Origin of the sequence: Pseudoxanthomonas sp. J31 (genome assembly GCF_000510725.1) — a bacterium.
Taxonomy (GTDB): Bacteria; Pseudomonadota; Gammaproteobacteria; order Xanthomonadales; family Xanthomonadaceae; genus Pseudoxanthomonas.
In genome coordinates this window covers 693,654-716,270 of sequence record NZ_AZNZ01000001.1, presented here as the reverse complement: position 1 = coordinate 716,270, position 22,617 = coordinate 693,654, and the positions used below count along the sequence as shown (strand labels likewise).

Here is a 22,617-nt window from a genome sequence, read left to right as displayed (position 1 = left end):
GGCCAGCATCCAGTCCTGGACCGCCAACAGTGCAGTGCATCCGTTCCACGCAGCAAGGAGTACCCCCCCATGGCCCTCAAGCCGCATCTTCTCGCCGCCGCCGTGACCACCGCCCTGCTGGCCGCTCCGGCGGCGCATGCCCAGGACGCCGGCGACACCGGCAACCGCGCCCCCACCATGCTCGACACCCTGATCGTCACCGGCACCCGCATCGCCGACCGCACGGTGGCCGAATCGCAGTCGCCGATCGACATCATCACCCCGGAGGCGCTGTCGGCCACCGGCACCACCGAGCTGGCCACCGCCCTGGCCCGCGCCCTGCCCTCGCTGAACTTCCCGCGCCCGGCCATGGCCGACGGCACCAGCGGCGTGCGCCCGGCGCAGCTGCGCGGGCTGTCGCCGGACCAGGTGCTGGTGCTGGTCAACGGCAAGCGCCGCCACGTCTCGGCCCTGGTCAACGTCAACGGCACCATCGGCCGCGGCTCCTCGGCGGTGGACCTCAACGCCATCCCGGTGGCGGCGATCGAGCGGGTCGAGGTGCTGCGCGACGGCGCCTCGGCGCAGTACGGCTCGGACGCGATCGCCGGCGTGGTCAACATCGTGCTCAAGGGCGCCGGCGAAGGCGGCAGCCTGGTCGCCAGCGGCGGCGAGTATTCCGAGGGCGACGGCACCCAGTGGCAGCTGGCCGGCGACGCCGGGCTGAGCCTGGGCCGCGAAGGCGGCACCGTGCACCTGGCCGCCCAGGTCGGGCAGCAGGACCCGACCAACCGCTCCGGCCCCTACCAGGGCACCGCGCCGCACACCGGCAACTTCCCCGGCGTGGGCGAGCGCGCCTTCCGCTTCGGCGAGGCCGACGTGGACCAGTTCGCGGTCTCGGCCAACGCCGCGTTCAACGTCGGCGAGCGCTCCCAGGTCTACCTCACCGCGATCGCCAGCAACCGCGACATCACCTCGTTCGCGTTCTACCGCTCGCGCAACCACAGCAACCAGGGCGCGCTGCTGGCCCAGGTCTACCCGGACGGCTACGTGCCGCAGATCGACCAGGATTCCAAGGACCGCAGCGCGGTGCTGGGCTACAAGGGCAGCACCGCCAGCGGCTGGACCTGGGACCTGAGCTACAGCTTCGGCAGCAACGACCTCGACTTCCACACCCGCAACACCATCAACTACGCGCTGGGCGTGGACAGCCCGCGCAGCTTCTACGCCGGCAACCTGCACTACGCCCAGGACGTGTTCAACGCCGACTTCGCCAAGACCCTGGACATCGGCCTGGCCTACCCGGCCACCGTTTCCTTCGGCGCCGAGTACCGCGACGAGGAATGGCGCCAGGGACCGGGCGAGCCGGATTCCTACTTCGGCTCCGGCGCCCAGGGCTTCGGCGGCTTCACCCCGCGCAACGCCGGCAGCTACCAGCGCGACAGCCATGCGGTCTACGCCGGGCTGGAGGCGGACCTGAGCGAGCGGCTGTCGGCCGGCATCACCGCCCGCTACGAGGACTACTCGGACTTCGGCAGCGAGACCTCGGGCAAGCTCTCGGCGCGCTACGCCTTCAGCGACGCGGTCGCCCTGCGCGCCACCGTGGCCAGCGGCTTCCGCGCCCCGGCCCTGGCGCAGCAGAACTACCAGGCGGTCACCACCAACATCAACAACAGCGTGGTCACCGAAACCGGCACCTTCCCGGCCACCGGCGCCGTCGCCCAGGCCCTGGGCGCCGAGCCGCTGAAGGCCGAGACCTCGCTGTCCTACAGCCTGGGCCTGGTGCTGCAGCCGGCCGAGCGGGTGTACCTGACCATCGATGCCTACCAGATCGAGGTCGACGACCGCATCGTGCTGTCGTCCAACCTCAACCTCACCGGCAACCAGGCGGCGCAGGACCTGCTGGCCGGGCTCGGCTTCCCCGGGGTGACCGCGGCGCGCTACTTCAACAACGCCGTCGACACCCGCACCCGCGGCGTGGACGTGGTCGGCACCTGGTCGGTGCCGCTGGCCGCATCAAACCTGGACCTGACCGCCAGCTACAACCACAACAAGACCGAGGTCACCCGGATCGCCCCCAACCCGGCGGCGCTGGCTTCGCTGGGCGCCAACCTGGAGCGCATCGGCCGCGACGAGCGCGGGCGCATCGAGGAAGGCGCGCCGCGCGACAAGTTCGCCCTGGGCGCGATCTGGAAGCTGGCGCAGTGGGACTTCAGCGCCAACGCGGTGCGCTATGGCGAGTTCACCAGCCGCCACGCCACCAACCCGGACCAGGACCAGACCTATGCGGCGAAGTGGACCCTGGATACCGCGGTGAGCTTCCGCCCCAGCGCGAACTGGACCTTCACCCTGGGCGCGGACAACGTGCTGGACGAGTACCCGGAGAAGACCATCTTCGTGAACTCCACCTCCGGCATGATCCCGTACAGCCTGTACTCGCCGTTCGGCTTCAACGGCCGCTACGTCTACGGCCGGATCGGCTACGCCTGGTAAGGCGGGCGCGGTTGCGCTCCCGGCAGGCCCCGGCGTACGCCGGGGCCTTTCTTTTCCGGCGCGGCCGGGACGGCGACGGCAGCGCCGCCCCGGCGGAGATGGCAACCGGCACGCCGCCGACCGGCACCGGGCAGGTCCGCTTCCGCAGCCTGCGGGCCGGAGGACAGGGCTGCAGGGCCGGCCAGCACTGGGCGTCGCTTCGGCCGGGACCACCGGATCGCGGCCCGGACCACCCGGGCCGCCCCTGGCGGGGTGGCCCCGCACCGCCAGGGCCGGGTGCGACATGAGGCGCCCGGCACGATTCGTGCCAACGATTTATTTACGGCGGCCACCGGCATCAGCGAAACTCGGAACCCGCGCGGAGTCCCCGCACACGACCACCCCTGATGCACCACGACACCAGCCTGATCGACATCGTCGCGGTTGGCCTGGCCCTGGCTTTCGTGCTCGGCGCCATCGCCAACCGGTTGCGCCTGTCCCCGCTCGTCGGCTACCTGGTGGCCGGCATCTTCGTGGGGCCGTTCACCCCCGGGTTCGTCGCCGACCAGGAAATCGCCAACCAGCTGGCCGAGATCGGCGTGATGCTGCTGATGTTCGGCGTCGGCCTGCACTTCTCGCTGCAGGACCTGCTGGAAGTGAAATGGATCGCCATCCCCGGCGCGGTGGCGCAGATCGCGGTGGCCACCCTGCTCGGCTGGGGCGTGGCCTGGCTGATGGGCTGGTCGCACCTGCACGGCATGATCTTCGGCTTCTCCCTGGCCACCGCCTCGACCGTGGTGCTGCTGCGGGCGATGGAGGAACGCCGCCTGCTGGAGACCATGCGCGGCAAGATTGCTGTCGGCTGGCTGATCGTGGAGGACCTGGCCTGCGTCCTGGCCCTGGTCATGATGCCGGTGATCGCCGGGCTGTTCGGGCCGGAGGCCGGCGGCGAACGCCACAGCTTCGGCAGCGTGCTGTCCTCGATCGGCTGGACCTTCGTCCAGCTGGGCCTGTTCGTGGCGGTGATGCTGCTGGTCGGGCGCCGGGTCATCCCCTGGGTGCTGGAGCGGATCGCCGGCACCGGTTCGCGCGAACTGTTCACCCTGTCGGTGCTGGCCATCGCCCTGGGCGTGGCGTTCGGCGCCGCGGCCCTGTTCGGCGTCTCCTTCGCCCTGGGCGCGTTCTTCGCCGGCATGATGCTCAACGAGTCCGAGCTCAGCCACAAGGCGGCCAACGACTCGCTGCCGCTGCGCGACGCGTTCGCGGTGCTGTTCTTCGTTTCCGTCGGCATGCTGTTCGACCCGAAGATCCTGCTCGAGCACCCCTGGCAGGTGCTGGGCACCGCGGCGATCATCATGTTCGGCAAGTCGGCGGCGGCGTTCCTGATCGTGCGTGCCTTCGGCCACCCCAAGGCCACCGCGCTGACCATCTCCGCCTCGCTGGCGCAGATCGGCGAGTTCGCCTTCATCATCGCCGGCCTGGGCGTGAGCCTGCAGATCCTGCCGCCCACCGGCCAGGCCCTGGTGCTGGCCGGCGCGCTGATCTCGATCATGCTCAACCCGATGATCTTCATGCTGCTGGACCGCTGGGAGGCGCGCCACCGCGAGGAGGTCCAGGTGCAGCCGGAGCCGGAGGTGCAGCCGGGGCCGCCGCTGCAGGCCGGCAACCACGCCATCGTGATCGGCTACGGCCGGGTCGGCAGCGAACTGGCCAACGTGCTGCGCGACCGCGGCGTGCCGGTGGTGATCATCGACGACAACAGCCTGCACGTGGACCGCGCCCACGCCGCCGGCATTCCCGGCATCCGCGGCCATGCCGCCTCGGACAAGGTCCTGGCCGAGGCGCATCCGGAATCGGCCAGCATCGCCATCCTCGCCATCCCGCAGCCGCTGGAAGCCGGCGAAGCGATCGCCAAGCTGCGCGCGCTCAACCCCGCCCTGCCGGTGCTGGCGCGCGCGCACAGCGACGCCGAGGTCAAGCACCTGCTGGCCCACGGCGCCGACGGCGCGGTCATGGCCGAGCGCGAGCTGGCCTACTCGCTGGCGGAGATGGTCATGTCGACCCCGGCCTACCGCTACGCCAACCGCGGCGACGTGGCGGTGCCGCCGGTCTGACCGCCCTGCCGGCCGGATCCGCCCGGCCGGCACCCCGCCTCGGCGACGGGCGGCCGTCGCGGCATCCGCCGGCGACGGCCGCCTGCCTCAGGCCGCCGCCAGCGCCTGCTCCAGGTCGGCGACCAGGTCGTCGATGTGCTCGATGCCCACGCACAGGCGCACGGTGTCCTCGCTGACCCCGGCCTTCTCCAGCTCCTCCGGCGACAGCTGGCGGTGGGTGGTCGAGGCCGGATGGGTGGCCAGCGACTTGGCGTCGCCGATGTTCACCAGGCGGGTGAACAGCTGCAGCGCATCGAGGAAGCGCGCACCGGCCTCGCGCCCGCCGGGCAGGCCGAAGGTCAGCAGGCCGGAGGCGCCCTTCGGCAGGTACCTCTGCACCAAGGCATGCTCCGGGTGGTCTTCCAGCCCGGCGTAGTTCACCCAGGCCACCTTGGGGTGCTGCTTCAGGTAGCGGGCCACGGCCAGGGTGTTCTGGTTAATCCGGTCCATGCGCAGGGCCAGGGTCTCGATGCCCTGCAGGATCAGGAACGCGTTGAACGGCGAGATCGCCGCGCCCATGTTGCGCAGCGGCACCACCCGCGCGCGCCCGATGTAGGCCGCCGGCCCCAGCGCCTCGGTGTAGACCACGCCGTGGTAGCTGACGTCCGGCTCGTTCAGGCGCGGGAAGCGCTGCTTGTGCTCGGCCCAGGGGAAGCGCCCGGAATCGACGATCGCGCCGCCGACGCTGTTGCCATGGCCGCCCAGGTACTTGGTCAGCGAGTGGACCACGATGTCGGCACCATGGTCGAACGGCCGCAGCAGGTAGGGCGTGGCCACGGTGTTGTCCACGATCAGCGGCACCCCGTGCTCGTGCGCGACCTTCGCCACCGCCTCGATGTCGGTGACGTTGCCGCGCGGGTTGCCGATCGACTCGACGAACACCGCCTTGGTGCGCCCGTCGATCAGCCTGGCGAACGCGTCCGGGTCGCGGTAGTCGGCCAGCCGCGCCTCGATCCCGAACTGCGGCAGGGTGTGGGCGAACAGGTTGTAGGTGCCGCCGTACAGCGCGCTGGAGGAGACGATGTTGTCGCCGGCCTCGGCGATGGTCTGGATCGCATAGGTGATCGCGGCCTGCCCCGAGGCCAGGGCCAGCGCGCCGATGCCGCCCTCGAGCGCGGCCAGGCGCTGCTCGAGCACGTCCTGGGTCGGGTTCATGATCCGGGTGTAGATGTTGCCCGGGACCTTGAGGTCGAACAGGTCGGCGCCGTGCTGGGTGTTGTCGAAGGCGTAGGCCACCGTCTGGTAGATCGGCACCGCCACCGCGCGGGTGGTCGGGTCCGGGCTGTAGCCGGCATGGACGGCCAGGGTCTCGGGCTTCCAGTTCGGTGCACTCATCGATGCGCTCGCGGTTGCGGTGGACAGGAGCGCCGAAGATAGCCGAGCAAAGGCGCGACGGATCGCACGGTTTCAGTGCCAACCATCGCCGCGCGGAATGTCCTCATTCCGCAAAGGCGGGCGGCGCCCCCAGGCGCCGCCCGCCCCGATCACCCATCACCAGTTCACGCCCGCGCGAAGACCAGGTGGCCCCCGTCGGCATCCACCTTGACGGTGTCGCCGTTGCCGAACTCGCCGGACAGGATCTTCTGCGCCAGCGGGTTCTCCACCTGGGCCTGGATCGCGCGCTTGAGCGGACGGGCGCCGTAAACCGGGTCGAAGCCGACGTTGCCCAGCACTTCCAGGGCCGCGTCCGACAGCTCCAGCTTCAGGCCGCGCTCGTGCAGTCGTTTCTCCAGGCCGTGCAGCTGGATCCGGGCGATGGACTTGATCTGCGCCTTGTCCAGCGGGTGGAACACCACGATCTCGTCCAGCCGGTTGATGAACTCCGGGCGGAAGTGCGCCTGCACCACGCCCATCACCGCCGCCTTCATCTGCACGTAGGCCTCCGGCGAACCGTCGCCGGACAGTTCCTGGATCTGGTGCGAGCCGAGGTTGGAGGTCATCACGATGACCGTGTTGCGGAAGTCCACCGTGCGGCCCTGGCCGTCAGTCAGGCGGCCGTCGTCCAGCACCTGCAGCAGGATGTTGAACACGTCCGGATGCGCCTTCTCCACCTCGTCCAGCAGGATCAGCGAGTACGGCCGGCGGCGCACGGCCTCGGTCAGGTAGCCGCCCTCCTCGTAGCCGACGTAACCCGGGGGCGCGCCGATCAGGCGGGCCACCGAGTGCTTCTCCATGAACTCGCTCATGTCGATGCGGACCATGGCCTCGGGGCTGTCGAACAGGAACTCGGCCAGGCCCTTGCACAGCTCGGTCTTGCCCACGCCGGTCGGGCCCAGGAACAGGAACGAGCCGATCGGGCGGTTCGGATCGGACAGGCCGGCACGCGAGCGACGCACCGCGTCGGACACCGCGCGGATCGCCTCGTCCTGGCCGACCACGCGCTTGTGCAGCTCCTCCTCCATGCGCAGCAGCTTGTCGCGCTCGCCCTCCAGCATCTTGCTGACCGGGATGCCGGTCCAGCGGCTGACCACCTCGGCGATCTCCTCGGCGGTCACCTTGTCCTGGACCAGGCGGAACTCCTTCTTCTCGGCCTCGTCGGCCGCGGCCAGCTGCTTCTCCAGCGCCGGCAGCACGCCGTACTGGATCTCGCTCATCTTCGCGTAGTCCTGGCGGCGCTGGGCGGCCTCCAGCTCCAGCCGGGCCTGCTCGATCTGCTCCTTGATCTTCGTGGCGCCCTGCAGGGCAGCCTTCTCCGACTTCCACACCTCGTCGAGATCGGCGAACTCGCGCTCGAGCTTTCCGATGTCGCTCTCCAGGTCGGCCAGGCGCTGCTTCGAGGCCTCGTCGGTCTCCTTCTTCAGCATCTCGCGCTGGATCTTCAGCTGGATCAGGCGGCGCTCGAGGCGGTCCAGCTCCTCGGGCTTGGAGTCGATCTCCATGCGGATGCGGCTGGCGGCCTCGTCCATCAGGTCGATGGCCTTGTCCGGCAGCTGGCGGTCGGCGATGTAGCGGTTGGACAGGGTCGCCGCCGCCACGATCGCCGGGTCGGTGATCTCCACCCCATGGTGGACCGCGTAGCGCTCCTTGAGGCCGCGCAGGATGGCGATGGTGTCCTCCACGCTCGGCTCGCCCACGAACACCTTCTGGAAGCGGCGCTCCAGCGCGGCGTCCTTCTCCACGTACTGGCGGTACTCGTCCAGGGTGGTGGCGCCGATGCAGTGCAGCTCGCCGCGGGCCAGCGCCGGCTTGAGCATGTTGCCGGCGTCCATGGCGCCCTCGGCCTTGCCGGCGCCGACCATGGTGTGCAGCTCGTCGATGAACAGGATGATCTGGCCTTCGTTCTTGGCCAGGTCGTTTAGCACGGCCTTCAGCCGTTCCTCGAACTCGCCGCGGAACTTGGCGCCGGCGATCAGCGCGCCCATGTCCAGGCTCAGCACGCGCTTGCCCTTGAGCTGCTCGGGCACCTCGCCCTTGACGATGCGCTGGGCCAGGCCTTCCACGATCGCGGTCTTGCCCACGCCCGGCTCGCCGATCAGCACCGGGTTGTTCTTGGTGCGGCGCTGCAGGACCTGGATGGTGCGGCGGATTTCCTCGTCGCGGCCGATCACCGGGTCCAGCTTGCCGGACTCGGCGCGCGCGGTGAGGTCGATGGTGTACTTCTCCAGCGCCTGGCGCTGGTCCTCGGCGTTCTCCGACTGCACGGTCTCGCCGCCACGCACCTTGTCGATCGCCGCCTGCAGGCGCGCCTTGTCGGCGCCGGCGGCCTTGAGCGCCTGGCCGACGGCGCCGGTGTCCTCCAGCGCGGCCAGCACGAACCACTCGCTGGCGATGAACTGGTCGCCCTTCTGCTGGGCCAGCTTGTCGGTCAGGTTGAGCAGCCGGCCCAGGTCGTTGCCGACCGACAGGCTGCCGGCCTGGCCGGCGACCTTCGGCAGCTTCTCCAGGGCCTCGCCCAGGCGCTCGCGCAGCAGCGGCACGTTGACCCCGGCCTGGGCCAGCAGCGGCCGGGTGCTGCCGCCGGCCTGGTCCAGCAGGGCAACCATCACGTGCACCGGCTCGAGCAGGTTGTGGTCGCGGCCCACGGCCAGCGACTGCGCGTCCGCCAGCGCCTGCTGGAAACGCGAGGTGAGCTTGTCCATCCGCATCGGATATTCCTCGAAGAGGGGGCCGGCGAGGCCGGCGATGTCCACCAGATGCGGCTGGCCTGGCCGGTTTCAAGCCCCGGCGATACGCAGGGCCGGCCTCCGTTCGGGATAATCCGGCCATGCCCGCCCCGGCCCGCCCCTGGTTCCTGTACCTGATCGAATGCCGCAACGGCGCCTGGTACGCCGGCATCAGCCCGGACGTGGAGGCGCGCTACCAGGCCCATCTGGCCGGCAAGGGCGCGCGCTATACCCGGGCCAACCCGCCGCTGCGCCTGCTTGGTAGCCGCCCGTTCCCGGACCGCGCCAGTGCCTCGCGCGCCGAGTGGCAGATCAAGCGCCTGCCGCGTGAACGCAAGCTGGCCTTCCTGCTGCAGACCGGCCCGGCCGACCTGCCCGCCTGAGCGCGCCGCCTCAGCCGGCTTCGTCCGCAGCCGGTTCCAGCCAGCCGTGGTAGGCGATCACCGGCCCGGCCAGCGGCAGGGCGGCCTCCACGTGGAAGTGGTAGCGCCCGTCCTGCTCCCATTCGCGGCAGCGCACGCGCTGGAACAGCCGCGCCGGCAGCGGCAGCACCCCCAGCAGGCGCACGCGGGCCACGTTCCAGTAGATCGTGCCCTCGGCCGCGTGCACCGCGAAACGGAACTGCAGCGGGCCCAGGCGCTCGGCCAGCAGGCCCTTGCGGCAGCGCAGGCGGGTGGCCAGGCGGTGGCTGCCGAACTGGCGGCGCCAGGTCTCGGACCGCGGATCGGCGCTGAACTCCACCCGCAGCGGCGCCGCCTGCATCGCCGGAGGCATGCCCGCCAGGCGGCCGCACAGGCGCGCCAGCAGGCCGCGGCCGCGCTCGATGTCCACTTCGCCGGCGAACGCATCCTGGCCGCGGATCGAATGCAGGCGGCGCAGGCTCGGCGGGAGGTTGAAGAACGGCGCGCCCAGCAGCTGCTGGAACACGGTGGGCTCGGCGGCTGTGGACAGGGAGAACGGGCGTGGGGCGGCGCCGGACATCGGGGCGAAACGGCACGGGCGGGCGGGCAGGATACTCCCGCGCCGCCCGCCCGTGGCCCTCAGGGCCGCGCCAGTGCCCGGCGCAGCGCGCGCAGCTGGGCCTTGACCTCGGCCTGTTGCGCGGCGGAAAGCCGCATCAGCGCCTTGTGCCCGACCGAGGCCGATTCCAGCGCCGGGTCGGCGTAGCGCCAGCGCCCGCGTTCATCGCGCACCAGCTCCGCGCCGGCCGGCGGCACCGGCGCCTGCAGCAGGTGGTCGATCACCTGCACCAGGCGGTCGTTGAAGTACGCGTCCGGGCCGGCGATCTCGGCATAGGCCTGCTGGAACAGCGGATAGAAGCGGCGGTACAGCGCGGCCATGCGCTGCGCGTCGGCCGCGGCGAAGGCGGCCACGTAAGGCGCATAGCGCGCGGCATTGGCCTCGCCATCGGCCACCGTGCCGCCCTCGCCTTCCACCACCGCGTAGCCGCCGGGCACCTGGCGCAAGGCCAGCGCCGTGGCCGGCACATGCGGCTGGGTGAGGTTGTCGACCATCACCACCAGGCGCTGCACCACGTGCTCGCGCACCAGGATCGACAGGAGCGGGGCGTCGCCGGCCAGTGCCTCCAGTTCCTGCAGCACCACCGCATCGCTGTCGGCCAGGGCGGGGATGGCCGCGTCGGCGGCCTCGGCGGGCGGCTCCACCGGATGCTGGATGCCAGGCGGCCCGTCCTCGCCGGCCATGGGCGGCGGCGGCAGTTCGTCGCCGGTCGCCGGTGCGGAGGCCGCCGCCGGTGCCTGCGGTTGCGCCGGCGGCGCGGGCCGCAACAGCCACCAGGCGGCCGCGGCCACCGCGATGGCCACCAGCAGCCAGGGCCAACGGGCCGGCCGCGTGCGTGCTTGCTGCATGTCGTCTCCTTCTGTTGCGGACATGCAGGTGTGACCGGCGCCGGCGCGCGGGGTTCCCGCCGCCGGTCGGATTCAGTGCGCGCCGGGCGCCTGCGCCGGGCGCGGCGCCTGCAACGACAGCAGGCCCAGCAGCAGCGCCAGCACCGCGTAGGCCGCGGCGAACTGCCAGGCGATGGTGGCGCGCACGCCCTGCAGCGACCACGGCAGATAGATCCCGCCGCGCGGATCCACCGAGTGGACCACCCCGACCAGGGTCAGCAGCGCGGCCAGCAGCAGCACCGCTGCGGCACGGCGCGGCTGCTGCTCCACCAGCGCCACCAGCGCCGTGCCCCACAGCATCGCGGTGATGATGAAGCCGTTGCCCAGGGTCACGATTGCGGCCAGGTCGGCCAGGCCGTGGCCGTCGCCGCCCTCGTACAGCGCGGCGAAGGTCGCCGTCGGGATCCAGGCCGGATTGCCCAGCTTGATCACCAGCAGGTAGGCGATCGCCGGGAGGAACGCCAGCGCCACCGCCGGCGCGTGCCGGCGCGGGCTTTCGTGGAAGGCCTGCAGGGTGATGTCCAGGCCGACGTAGACGATGATCGGCGCCAGCACCGCCACCGGCAGCCACTGCACCAGCATCGACACGTAGCCGAACACGCCGCCCAGGCCGATGAACAGGCCGGTCAGCAGGGTGTAGCCGTGGCGCGCGCCCATGTGCTTGTACGCCGGCTGGCCGATGTAGGGCGTGGTCTGGGCCACGCCGCCGCAGAAACCGGCGACCAGGGTGGACACCGCCTCGGCCAGCAACACGTCGCGGGTGCGGTAGTCGTCGCCGGCCGCGCGCGCGCTTTCGGCCACGTTGATGCCGCCGACCACCATCAGCAGACCGAACGGCAGCAGCAGCGGCAGGTAGGGCACGGTATACGGCAGTCCGGCGATGAAGCCGGCATTGGGCAGCGGCAGCACGAAGGCCAGCGGCTGCAGCGGCGGCAGTTCGAAACCCGGCAGGCCCAGGCCGGCCAGGCCCAGCCCGTAGTACAGCGCGGTGCCGGCGACGAACGCGGCGAACACGCCCGGCACCCGCCATGGCAGCCGCCCCTTGCCGACCAGCACGTACAGCAGCAGGCCGAGGGTGGCGATGCCGACCACCGGATTGCGCAGGGTTTCGATCAGCGGCAGGAAACCCAGCAGCGCCAGCGCGGCGCCGCCGATGGAACCCAGCAGTGCCGCGCGCGGCAGCACCCGCGTGACCCAGTCGCCGGCGAAGGACAGCACCAGCTTGAGCACGCCCATCACCACCAGCGAGGCCATGCCCAGCTGCCAGGTCGCCATTGCCGCCGCATCGGTGGCCATGCCCTGCCCCGTGAAGCCGGCATAGGCAGGACCCAGCACCAGCAGGGCCATGCCGATGCTGGTCGGCGCATCCAGGCCAAGTGGCATGGCAGTGACGTCGTCGCGCCCGCTGCGCAGTGCCAGGCGCCGCGCCATCACCGTGTAGACCAGGTTGCCCACCAGCACGCCCAGCGCGGTGCCGGGAAACATGCGCCCGAACACGACCTCCGCCGGGAACTGGAAGATCCCGACCAGGGCCGCGGCGATGAAGCCGAGGATGGACAGGTTGTCGACCACCAGGCCGAAGAAGCCGTTGAGGTCGCCGGCGACGATCCAGGGCAGGGGGCGGGGCTGGACGGGGGCATTGGACATCGGGATGGTCTTCGCTCGGGTCGCGTGGAAGCGGGACGGCGCCGGCCGGCCCGTGGAGCTGGGAAGGCGCGACGGGGCCGGCGGCGGCGCCGGCCCCGTCCGCGGTCAGAACCGGGTGCGGAACTCCACGCCCCAGGTACGCGGCTCGTTGAGGAAGCCGGTGAGGTTGTTGAAGTCGATCGCGCCGACGATGCGCTCCTGGTCGGTGATGTTGCGGCCGAACAGTGCTACTTCCTGGTCGCCCTGGTTCCACAGGTAGCCGATGCGCAGGCCGCCTTCCAGCGAGGACTTGCCGCGGAACTCGCGCGACTCGTACAGGAAGAAGTTGACCTCGCTGCGGTAGGCCCAGTCGGTGAGGAAGTACAGCTCGCCACCGGCCAGCGGCACGCCATAGCGCGCGCTGAGGTTGTGCACCCACTCCGGCGCCTGCGGCAACGGGTTGCCGTCGATCAGGGCGCGGCCGGATGCGTCCAGCGGGTCGGTCACGGTGCAGGCGGCGCACGGCGCCACCGCCAGGGTGTCGTCCCGGATTTCGGTGTCGTTGTAGCTGGAACCGAGGGTGACCAGCAGCTGGTCGGCCAGGTACGCCTCCAGGTCCAGCTCGAAGCCCTGGCCCACGGTGCGGTCGGCGTTGAGCAGGGTGGCGATGTTGCTGCCGCCGCCGACGGCGATGATCTGCTGGTCGTCGACCGTGTAGCGGAACAGGTTGAAGCCCAGGCGCGCGCGGCGGTCCCACAGGTCGGCCTTGATGCCGGCCTCCCAGGAGATCACCTCCTCCGAATCGGCGGTGGTCACGCCGCCGTTGGGCGCGCCCGGATCGGCGAACAGCAGCCGGCCCTGGATGGAGGGCGCGCGGAAGCCCTTGGCCACGCGCGCGTACAGGTTCACGTCCTCGTCCACCGCGTACACCACGCTGGCGTCCCAGCTGACATCGTTGGCGTCGGTGTGCACCCGGTACGGGCCGCCCACCGGCGCGCCAAACGGCGCGCCTTCGACCACCTGGGCGGCGAAGTCCTTCTTGTCCCGGGTATAGCGCAGGCCGCCGCGCAGCTTCAGCCGGTCGGTGGCGTCGTACTCGCCGGAGGCGAACACGGCCCAGGCGGTGTTCTCCTGCTGCTGCACGGCGAAGCCGGCCTGCGGGTTGCCGGGGGCCAGCGAGTCGTAGTTGAAGCCGTGGATGGTGATGTCCTCGCGGAACCAGAACAGGCCGGCCTGCCAGTTGAACGGGCCGTCGTTGTCCGATTCGAGGCGGAACTCCTGGGTCAGCTGCTCGTGGTCGGGCAGGCCGTCGGCCGACTCGGAGGCGAACGGGATCACGCCGGGGCCGGAATCAGGCAGGAACACCGCGCCGTAGCCGCCGTCGATGTCGCCGCGGTTGAGCGACTCGGCGGTCTCGTAGCCGCTGATCGAGTGCAGCACCAGGCCATCGAAGTCCCAGCGCAGGCGCGCATTGGCGCCCCAGGTCTCCAGGTCGGAGAAGTTCACGCCGTCCAGCGAGACCTTTTCGCGGTCGAAGCCGGGGACCAGGTCGTTCGTGCCCGGCTGGATGATGTTGGCGCGGAACAGGCGCGCGGTGCCGTTGAGGTCGCGCCGGTGCAGGTTCAGCAGCGCCTCGAAGGCGTCGCCCTCGTACAGGAACTGCACCCGCACCGCGGATTCGTCGTAGCCCTCGAAACCCTCGTTGGGCGCGCCGTCGAGGGTGTTGTCGACCCAGTCGTCGCGGCGCTGGTACAGCGCCGACAGGCGCGCCGACCAGCGCTGGCCCAGCGCGCCGCCGACCGCGCCCTCGAAGTTGACCATCTCGTCGCTGCCCAGGCCCAGCTTCGCGTAGCCGCCGAACTCCCGCGACGGCCGCACCGATTCGAACTTGACCACGCCGGCCGGGGTATTGCGCCCGAACAGCGTGCCCTGCGGGCCTCGCAGCACTTCCACACGCTCCAGGTCGAACAGCGGGAAGCCCTTCAGCAGCGGGCTCTCCTGCACCACCTCGTCGTACACCAGCGACACCGGCTGCGAGGCATTGAGGTCGAAGTCGGTGTTGCCCAGGCCGCGGATGTAGAAGCGCGGGAAGGCGCGGCCGTAGGACGACTCGATGTTGAGGCTGGGCACCCGCGCGGAGAGGAAGCGGATGTCGGCGCCGCCGGAGCCATACAGCTCGAGCTTCTCCGCATCCACGCTGGTGATCGACACCGGCACGTCCTGGATGTTCTCGACCTTGCGTTGCGCGGTGACCTGCACCGCATCGAGGGTGGAGGCCTCCTGGGCGTGCAGCACCGGCACGGCCAGCAGCAGGGCGACGGCGGTGGCCAGGCGGCAGCGCCGGGCCGGGATGACGTGCGACGGGTTCATCGGGTGGCTCCTCGTGGGGTGGAGACGGGACGGTCGTGCATCGCGGGACCGGCACGCGCCGGTCAGAAGGAAACCTCGGCCGGCTGCCGCGACCACAGCACCGACTGGTGGCCGGTGGCCCGCTTCCAGGCCAGGCGGATGGCCTCGATGTCGGCGCGGCGCTGCGGCGTGTCCTCGTGCAGGACCACCAGCACCTTGCTGCGCAGCCGCTGCGGCTCGGCGTCGCCGCGGAACAGCCACTGGCCGTAGGCATCGAGCACGGTCAGGCCGTCGGGAAAGCGCGGGGTGACTTCCTCGTCCAGGAAGCGGCGCCAGCGCGCCTCGTCGATGGCGTCGGTCTGCGGCCGCGTGGAGGGGCCATCTTCGCGGCCCACGCCGAAATACAGCTCGCTGCGCACCCAGCCGGCGGCCTCGGCCGGGCGCGTAGCATCGCCCTGCAGCCGCGGCCCCACCGCCGGCGCACCGGCGCAGGCCGGGAGCATCACGGCAAGCAACAGCGCAAGGCAGGGGACACGATGCATGGCAGCTCCAGGAAACCAGGGCGCGAAGCGTGTCGGCAGCCCATCCTGCGACGGAAATAACCCGCCGTCATGTGCTGATGCCGATCCCACGCCTCGTGGCCGCGAAGGACGCGCCTATCCTATCGCTCCATCCGGATGGATATAAGGATCCCCGAGCAGGCCGCCGCATGTCCGCCCATTCCCGCACCCGCCTCGCCCTCGTCCTGACCCTCGCCCTGCCCGCGACCGCCGCCGCGCAGGCGCCCGTCGCCGCCACCACCCTGGACCAGGTCATCGTCACCGGCACCCGCGCCAGCGACCGCACCGTGCTGGAGTCCACCTCGCCGGTGGACGTGCTCACCGCCGAGGACCTGCGCCGCGCCACGGGCCCGTCCGGCGAACTGGGCAGCGCGCTGCAGGCATTGCTGCCCTCGTTCAACTTCCCGCGCCAGTCCAACTCCGGCGGCGCCGACCACGTGCGCGCGGCGCAGCTGCGCGGGCTCTCGCCGGACCAGGTGCTGGTCCTGGTCAACGGGCGCCGCCGCCACACCAGCGCCGTGGTGTCCACCGACTCCAAGATCGGCCGCGGCACCACGCCGGTCGATTTCAACGCCATCCCGGTCGGCGCGGTGGCGCGGATCGAGGTGCTGCGCGATGGCGCCGGCGCCCAGTACGGATCGGACGCGGTGGCCGGAGTGGTCAACATCATCCTCGCCGGCGGCGCCGAAGGCGGCGCCCTGGAGGCCGGCTATGGCTTGCACCACACCCGGCTGGAGCCGATCGGGCGCCGCCTGAGCGACGGCCAGACTGGCCATGCCCATGGCCAGGCCGGCATCGCCCTGGGCGACGGCGGCTTCCTGCGCCTGGGCGCCGGCTACCAGCAGCGCAATGCCACCAACCGCGCCGGCTTCGACCAGGTTCCGCCCTGGGACCAGACCCCGGCCAACCTCGCCGTGCAAGGCCGCCGCAACTACCACCTCGGCGACGGCGACTCCAGGCAGCTGGACGGCTGGTTCAACGCCGAACTGCCGCTGCCCGGCGACGCCGCGCTGTACGGCTTCGGCACCTGGCACCAGCGCGATACCGAGGGCGCCAACTACTACCGTTACCCGGAAGGCGAGGCCAACTGGCCGCAGGTGTATCCACACGGCTACCGCCCGGTTTCGGTCGGCGAGAACCTCGACGTCGGCCTGGTGGCCGGCGTGCGCGGCCGCCTCGGCGCCTGGGACTACGACGCCAGCCTCGACCATGGTGCCAACGAGTTCACCTACCGGCTGCGCGAATCGCTCAACGCCTCGCTGGGTCCGGACAGCCCCACCCGCTTCCGCGTGGCCGACTACCGCTTCGCCCAGACCCTGGCCAACCTGGACTTCAGCCGCGGCTTCGCCGGCGCCGGTGCGGACCACGTGCTGGCCCTGGGTGCCGAGTTCCGCGCCGAGCGTTACCAGACCGGCGCCGGCGACCCGGCCAGCTACGCCGCCGGCCCATACCGCGACCGCCCGGCCGGCGCCCAGGCCGGTGGCGGCCTCACCCCGCAGGACCAGGCCAACCTCCGCCGCGAGGTGGCCAGCGCCTACGCCACCGTGTCCTCGTCCTTCGGCGAGGCGTTCAGCACCGACCTCAGCGCGCGCTACGAGCACTACCAGGACTTCGGCGGCCAGTTCACCGGCAAGCTCGCCGCGCGCCACGCGTTCACCCCGCGGCTGGCACTGCGCGGCACGCTGTCCAGCAACTTCCGCGCGCCGTCGCTGGCGCAGGTCGGCTTCGAGTCCACCAGCACCGGCTACAACGCCGCCGGGCAGCTGGTGCAGGGCCGGCTGCTGGCGGTGGCCAACCCGATCGCCCGCGCCCTTGGCGCGCGCGACCTCGACCCGGAGCAGTCGCGCAACCTCGGCCTGGGCCTGGCCGCGCGCATCGGCGAACGCCTCGACCTGTCGCTGGACCTGTTCCAGATCGAGATCGACGATCGCATCGCCCTGTCCGAGGCCATCACCGGCGACGCGCTGGCCGCCTTCGTCGCCGCCAACTTCGACGTCCCCGCCCTGGAGAGCGCGCAGTTCTTCGTCAACGCCGCCGACACCCGCACCCTCGGCGCCGAGCTGGTGGCCAACTGGCGCGACCACCTGGCCGGTGGCCGCCTGCTGCTGACCGGCGCCTGGAGCTACGCGAAGACCGAACTGGAGCACATCGTCGCCACCCCGCCGCAGCTGTCGGCGCTGGATCCGTCCTACGTGCTGTTCGGGGTGGAGGAACGCAACACCCTCACCGACGCGGCGCCGCGCACCCGCGCGCTCCTCAGCGCCAGCTGGGCCGGCCACCGCTGGAACCTGCTGGCGCGCGTGCAGCGCCACGGCAGCGCCAGGCGGGTGTTCGACTTCGGCGGCGGCTTCCAGCCGGAGCAGCGCTACGGCGCCGAATGGCAGCTGGACGCCGAGGTCGAGTACGCGCCCGCCCCGGGCTGGAGCCTGGCCCTCGGCGGCAGCAACCTCACCGACGCCTACCCGGACCGCTCCAACGAGGACATCCACTACTTCGGCAACCTGCCCTACGACGTGCTCTCGCCGCTCGGCAGCAACGGCCGCTACCTGTACGGCCGCGTGCGCTACGCGTTCTGAGGCGTCGCGGCGCGCGGCCGCGGCGCTGCCGACCTGCCCCTCACGGGCAGTTCGTGCACAATGGGTGCATGGTCGACGAGACGCCATCCCGTCCATCACCACCCGCGCTAGGCGACGACTGCGCGCTCTTCCTCGACGTCGACGGCACCCTGGTGGAGTTCACCGCGGACCCCGCCGCGGTGCACGTGCTGCCCGAGGTACGCGAGGCCATCGGCCGCCTGAGCCGGCGCCTGCACGGCGCGGTCGCGCTGGTCAGCGGGCGTCCGCTGGCGCAGCTGGACGCGCTGTTCGCGCCGCTGCGGCTGCCGGCCGCCGGCCTGCACGGGCACCAGTTCCGGCATGCCGCCGGCGCCGATCCGGACATTCCCGAGGACACCTCCGCCCTGCTGCACGAACTGCACCGCCAGGCGCTGGCGATGGCCGCCTCGCGCCCGGGCGTGCTGGTGGAGGACAAGGGCGTGAGCCTGGCCCTGCACTGGCGCGCCGCGCCGCATTTCGGCCCGGAGGTCGCCGCGTTCGCGCGCGAGCACCTCGCCCGCCTGCCCGGCTACCGCCTGCAGCCGGGCGACCACGTGGTCGAGTTCGTGCCCTGCGGCAGCGACAAGGGCCGGGCGCTGGAACGGATGATGGCCCAGCCCGCGTTCCGCGGGCGGGTGCCGGTGTTCGTCGGCGACGACCTCACCGACGAATACGGCTTCGCCGCGGCCAACCGCGCCGGCGGCTGGAGCGTGCTGGTCGGCCAGCGGGAACCGAGCGCGGCGACCCACGCCCTGGCCCGCACCGCCGACGTGCACGCCTGGCTCATCGCCAATGCGGCAAAAGGGGAGGTCGGCCCGCGGTAGCCCCGGTACCGCCGAATCACGGGACAGGCAATGGACATCAACGTACACGACGCCAACCTCGAGCTTGGCGTGATCGGCAACAGCAGCTTCGGCGCGCTGGTGGACAAGCGCGGACGGGTGGTGTGGAGCTGCCTGCCCTCGTTCGACGGCGACCCGGCCTTCTGCGCGCTGCTGTCGCCACGCGGGCAGGAAGGCGGCGACTTCTCCATCGAGCTGGAGGACTTCGAGCGCTCCGAGCAGCGCTACGAGCCCAATACCGCGATCCTGCGCACCGTGCTGCACGATCGCAACGGCGGCTCGCTGGAGATCGTCGACTTCGCCCCGCGCTGGCGCCAGAACGGGCGCTTCTACCGGCCGGTGTCGATCATCCGCCGGATCACCCCGCTGTCCGGCAACCCGCGCATCCGGGTGCGGGTGCGGCCGCTGGCCGACTGGGGCGCGCGCGTGCCCGAGTCGACCTGGGGCAGCAACCACATCCGCTGGCTGCTGCCTCACTTCACCCTGCGCCTGACCACCGACGTGCCGGTGCGCTTCGTGCGCGACTCGCTGCCGTTCGTGCTGACCCACCGCATGCACCTGGTGCTGGGCCCGGACGAGCCGATGGGGCGCTCGCTCACCGGCTACGTCGAGGAGGCGATCACCCGCACCCGCGAGTACTGGCGCGAGTGGGTGCGCTACCTGTCGATCCCGCTGGAGTGGCAGGATGCGGTGATCCGCAGCGCGATCACCCTCAAGCTGTGCCAGTACGAGGACAGCGGCGCGATCATCGCGGCCATGACCACCTCGATCCCGGAGGCCCCCAGGACGACCCGCAACTGGGACTACCGCTACTGCTGGCTGCGCGACGCGGCCTTCGTCGTGCGCGCGCTCAACCGCCTGGGCGCGACCCGCAGCATGGAGGAGTTCCTGCGCTACATCTTCAACATCGCCAGCCACGACGGCAGCCTGCAGCCGCTGTACGGGATCGGCTTCGAGGACCGCCTGGACGAGGTCGAGGTGCCCTCGCTGGCCGGCTACCGCGGCATGGGCCCGGTGCGGCGCGGCAACCTGGCCTGGATCCAGAAGCAGCACGACGTGTACGGCAGCGTGGTCCTGGCCTCGACCCAGCTGTTCTTCGACCAGCGCCTGGCCGACCCCGGCGACGCGCACACCTTCGCCCGCCTGGAGCCGCTGGGCGAGCGCGCGTTCGCCCTGTACGACGTGCCCGACGCCGGACTGTGGGAGTTCCGCGGCCGCGCCGAGGTGCACACCTACACCGCCGCCATGTGCTGGGCCGCCTGCGACCGCCTGGCCAAGATCGCGGCGCAGCTGGGCCTGCAGGAACGGGTGGACTACTGGCGGCTGCGCGCCAACACCATCCGCAAGACCACCCTGGAGCGCGCCTGGCGCGCGGAGGCCAACCACTTCAGCGCCTCGTTCCAGAGCGACTACCTGGACGCCTCGCTGCTGCTGCTGGCCGACATCGGCTTCGTCGAGGCCGACGACCCGCGCTACGTGGCCACGGTCGAGGCCATCGGCCGCGAGCTGCGCCACGGCGACGGCGTGTTCCGCTACGTGGCGCCGGACGACTTCGGCGCGCCGGAAACCAGCTTCACCATCTGCACCTTCTGGTACATCGACGCGCTGGCCGCGACCGGGCGCATGGACGAGGCGCGCGAGCTGTTCGAGCGCGTGCTGGCGCGCCGCAACCACCTGGGCCTGCTCTCGGAGGACATGGCCTTCGACAGCGGCGAGGGCTGGGGCAACTTCCCGCAGACCTACTCGCACGTGGGCCTGATCATCGCCGCGATGCGGCTTTCGCGTTCCTGGCAGGAGGCCTCATGAGCCGTCTGGTCGTTGTTTCCAACCGCGTCGCCGTCCCCGGCGAGAACCGCGCCGGCGGCCTGGCCGTGGCCCTGCAGGCGGCGCTGTCCGAGCGCGGCGGCGTGTGGTTCGGCTGGAGCGGCAAGACCGTGCGCGGCAACAGCGGCGAGGTCCACGAGCAGGAGGCCGACGGCATCCGCTACGTGACCATGGACCTCAACCGCCCCGACCTGGACGCCTACTACAACGGCTTCGCCAACCGCACGCTGTGGCCGTTGCTGCACTTCCGCCTGGACCTGGTGGACTACGACCGCGCCACCCGCGAGGGCTACCGCCGGGTCAACGCCATGTTCGCCGACCGCCTGGCGCCGCTGCTGCGCGACGACGACACGGTGTGGGTGCACGACTACCACCTGATCCCGCTGGCGGCGCTGCTGCGCGAGCGCGGGGTGGGCGCGCGCATCGGCTTCTACCTGCACGTGCCGGTGCCCTCGGCCGACCTGCTGATGGCGGTGCCGGACCACCAGCGCCTGTTCTCGCCGCTGTATTCCTACGACCTGCTCGGCTTCCAGACCCAGCGCGACAACGACCGCTTCCAGTCCTACGTGCGCCTGTACGGCGGCGGCAAGATCATCGGCCCCGGCCTGCTGGAGGCGCCCGGCGGGCGCCGCTTCCGCACCGGGGCGTTCCCGATCAGCATCGACACCCCGCAGATCGCGCGCCAGGCCGCGGCCGCGTCGGCCAAGCCGGCGGTACGCAGCCTGCGCACCAGCCTGGAGGACCGCCTGCTGGCGATCGGCGTGGACCGGCTGGACTACTCCAAGGGCCTGCCCGAGCGCTTCCACGGCTTCGAGCGCTACCTGCAGCGGCACCCGGACCAGAAGGGCACCCTGACCTACCTGCAGATCGCGCCGCTGTCGCGCGCCGACGTCAGCGAGTACCGCACCCTGCGCAGCCAGCTGGAGCAGATCGCCGGGCACATCAACGGCGCCCACGCCGCGCCGAACTGGACCCCGCTGCGCTACGTCAACCGCAACTTCCCGCACGCCACCCTGACCGGGTTCTACCGCACCGCGCGGGTCGGCCTGGTGACGCCGCTGCGCGACGGCATGAACCTGGTGGCCAAGGAATACGTGGCCTCGCAGGACCCGGAGAACCCCGGCGTGCTGGTGCTGTCGCTGCTGGCGGGCGCGGCGCAGGAGCTGAAGGAGGCGCTGCTGGTCAACCCGCACGACCTGGACGGCGTCGCCGACGCCATCGCCACCGCCGCGACCATGCCGCTGGCGCGGCGCAAGGAACGCTGGCACGCGATGATGGAGCACCTGCTCAAGCACGACATCCACGCCTGGCGCAAGGAGTACCTGGCGGTGCTGGAGTCGACCTGACAGGCTGGCGTCAGCCGCGATCGGCATCATTGGACCTTCGCGCCGGCATGCCGGCGCGCGTCTTTCCGCTCCCCAGGAGGTCCTCCCCCATGCGTCGCGTCCCCACCCTGCTGTTCGTTTCCCTGCTGCCGCTGGCGGCTTCCGCCCAGCAACCGGCCCAACCGGAAGGCTGGACCGGCACCGGCGAGCTCGGCCTGGCCATGGCCCGCGGCAATTCCCGCTCCGAGAGCCTCAACACGCGCCTGCGCTTCTCGCGCGAGGAGGAGCGCTGGAAGAACGGCTTCGCCCTGTCGGCGCTGCGCTCGCGCGCCGAGGTCGAGAACGACGTGGACGGCGACGGCGTCGAGGAACGCCACTACGAGACCAGCGCCAACCGCTACGACGTCTCCGGCTCCAGTGCCTACCGCTTCAGCCCGCGCCACCATGTCTCGGCCAACGGCCGCTACGAGCGCGACGACTTCTCCTCCTACGACTACCAGGGCACCCTGGCCATCGGCTTCGGCAGCCGCTTCATCGACAGCGAGCGCACCAAGCTCACCGGCGAAATCGGCCCCGGCTACCGCCGCGCCCGCACCGCGCTGGACGGCGAGGTGCAAAGCAGCCTGATCGGCCGCGGCCTGCTCGACCTGCGCCACCAGCTCACCGCCAACACCGAGCTGTTCAACACCCTGCTGGTCGAGTCCGGCAAGGACAACACCTTCGCCCAGAACGACTTCGGCGTGTCGGTGGCGATGAACGAGCGCTTCGCGCTCAAGGCCGGCTTGCAGGCGCGGCACAACACCGAGGTCGAGGACCCGGCCACCCGCCGCACCGACACCCTGACCACGGTCAATCTGGTCTACAACTTCCGCTGAGCTGGCCCGCA

15 protein-coding genes are annotated in these 22,617 nt (G+C 71.4%); 8 read left to right on the top strand and 7 right to left on the bottom strand.

Annotated features, from left to right (window positions below):
- Positions 1-69 precede the first annotated feature (69 nt).
- Together PSEJ31_RS0103230 and ybaL are read left to right on the top strand one after the other, a co-directional pair.
- Complete coding sequence (locus tag PSEJ31_RS0103230; RefSeq protein ID WP_028914633.1) at positions 70-2,469, top strand: TonB-dependent receptor; 2,400 nt, start codon at positions 70-72, stop codon at positions 2,467-2,469.
- 386 nt (positions 2,470-2,855) lie between these two features.
- Positions 2,856-4,562 (top strand): YbaL family putative K(+) efflux transporter, encoded by a 1,707-nt coding sequence (gene ybaL, locus PSEJ31_RS0103225; protein WP_028914632.1) that lies wholly within the window; start codon positions 2,856-2,858, stop codon positions 4,560-4,562.
- Between the two features lie 87 nt (positions 4,563-4,649).
- On the opposite strand, the gene PSEJ31_RS0103220 is transcribed toward ybaL, so the two are convergent.
- Entirely contained in the window at positions 4,650-5,936 is a 1,287-nt protein-coding gene (locus PSEJ31_RS0103220) for an O-acetylhomoserine aminocarboxypropyltransferase/cysteine synthase family protein (RefSeq protein WP_019397103.1), read from the bottom strand.
- Positions 5,937-6,100: 164 nt separating this feature from the next.
- Positions 6,101-8,686 carry an ATP-dependent chaperone ClpB gene (gene clpB / locus PSEJ31_RS0103215; protein WP_028914631.1) on the bottom strand — a complete coding sequence of 862 codons (2,586 nt, stop codon included), beginning with the start codon at positions 8,684-8,686 and terminating at the stop codon, positions 6,101-6,103.
- A gap of 119 nt (positions 8,687-8,805) precedes the next feature.
- Here clpB and PSEJ31_RS0103210 point away from each other — a divergent pair, with 119 nt between their 5' ends.
- On the top strand, positions 8,806-9,087 hold the full coding sequence (locus PSEJ31_RS0103210) for a GIY-YIG nuclease family protein (protein ID WP_028914630.1): 282 nt from the start codon (positions 8,806-8,808) through the stop codon (positions 9,085-9,087).
- Positions 9,088-9,097: 10 nt separating this feature from the next.
- On the opposite strand, the gene PSEJ31_RS0103205 is transcribed toward PSEJ31_RS0103210, so the two are convergent.
- From PSEJ31_RS0103205 to PSEJ31_RS0103185, 5 genes are all read right to left on the bottom strand, one after another.
- Positions 9,098-9,685 (bottom strand): DUF4166 domain-containing protein, encoded by a 588-nt coding sequence (locus tag PSEJ31_RS0103205; protein ID WP_051403626.1) that lies wholly within the window; start codon positions 9,683-9,685, stop codon positions 9,098-9,100.
- A 59-nt stretch (positions 9,686-9,744) separates the two neighbouring features.
- Positions 9,745-10,572 (bottom strand): DUF3014 domain-containing protein, encoded by an 828-nt coding sequence (locus PSEJ31_RS0103200; protein WP_028914628.1) that lies wholly within the window; start codon positions 10,570-10,572, stop codon positions 9,745-9,747.
- A 72-nt stretch (positions 10,573-10,644) separates the two neighbouring features.
- Positions 10,645-12,258 carry a hypothetical protein gene (locus tag PSEJ31_RS15615; protein WP_037034314.1) on the bottom strand — a complete coding sequence of 538 codons (1,614 nt, stop codon included), beginning with the start codon at positions 12,256-12,258 and terminating at the stop codon, positions 10,645-10,647.
- A 105-nt stretch (positions 12,259-12,363) separates the two neighbouring features.
- Entirely contained in the window at positions 12,364-14,607 is a 2,244-nt protein-coding gene (locus tag PSEJ31_RS0103190; RefSeq protein WP_028914627.1) for a TonB-dependent receptor, read from the bottom strand.
- A gap of 62 nt (positions 14,608-14,669) precedes the next feature.
- Positions 14,670-15,089 carry a DUF3574 domain-containing protein gene (locus PSEJ31_RS0103185; protein ID WP_019398401.1) on the bottom strand — a complete coding sequence of 140 codons (420 nt, stop codon included), beginning with the start codon at positions 15,087-15,089 and terminating at the stop codon, positions 14,670-14,672.
- 206 nt (positions 15,090-15,295) lie between these two features.
- Between PSEJ31_RS0103185 and PSEJ31_RS0103180 the strand changes: the two genes are divergently transcribed.
- The 5 genes from PSEJ31_RS0103180 (at position 15,296) to PSEJ31_RS0103160 (ending at position 22,606) form a co-directional block, all read left to right on the top strand.
- Positions 15,296-17,722, top strand: coding sequence for a TonB-dependent receptor (locus PSEJ31_RS0103180; protein WP_028914626.1), 2,427 nt, complete (start codon positions 15,296-15,298; stop codon positions 17,720-17,722).
- Between the two features lie 68 nt (positions 17,723-17,790).
- On the top strand, positions 17,791-18,564 hold the full coding sequence (otsB, locus tag PSEJ31_RS0103175) for a trehalose-phosphatase (protein ID WP_026010477.1): 774 nt from the start codon (positions 17,791-17,793) through the stop codon (positions 18,562-18,564).
- Positions 18,565-18,594: 30 nt separating this feature from the next.
- Positions 18,595-20,388, top strand: coding sequence for a glycoside hydrolase family 15 protein (locus tag PSEJ31_RS0103170; protein ID WP_028914625.1), 1,794 nt, complete (start codon positions 18,595-18,597; stop codon positions 20,386-20,388).
- On the top strand, positions 20,385-21,752 hold the full coding sequence (gene otsA, locus PSEJ31_RS0103165; RefSeq protein ID WP_019398405.1) for an alpha,alpha-trehalose-phosphate synthase (UDP-forming): 1,368 nt from the start codon (positions 20,385-20,387) through the stop codon (positions 21,750-21,752). Before PSEJ31_RS0103170 ends, otsA begins: the two co-directional genes overlap by 4 nt.
- An 89-nt stretch (positions 21,753-21,841) precedes the next feature.
- Entirely contained in the window at positions 21,842-22,606 is a 765-nt protein-coding gene (locus tag PSEJ31_RS0103160) for a DUF481 domain-containing protein (RefSeq protein WP_028914624.1), read from the top strand.
- Positions 22,607-22,617 lie beyond the last annotated feature (11 nt).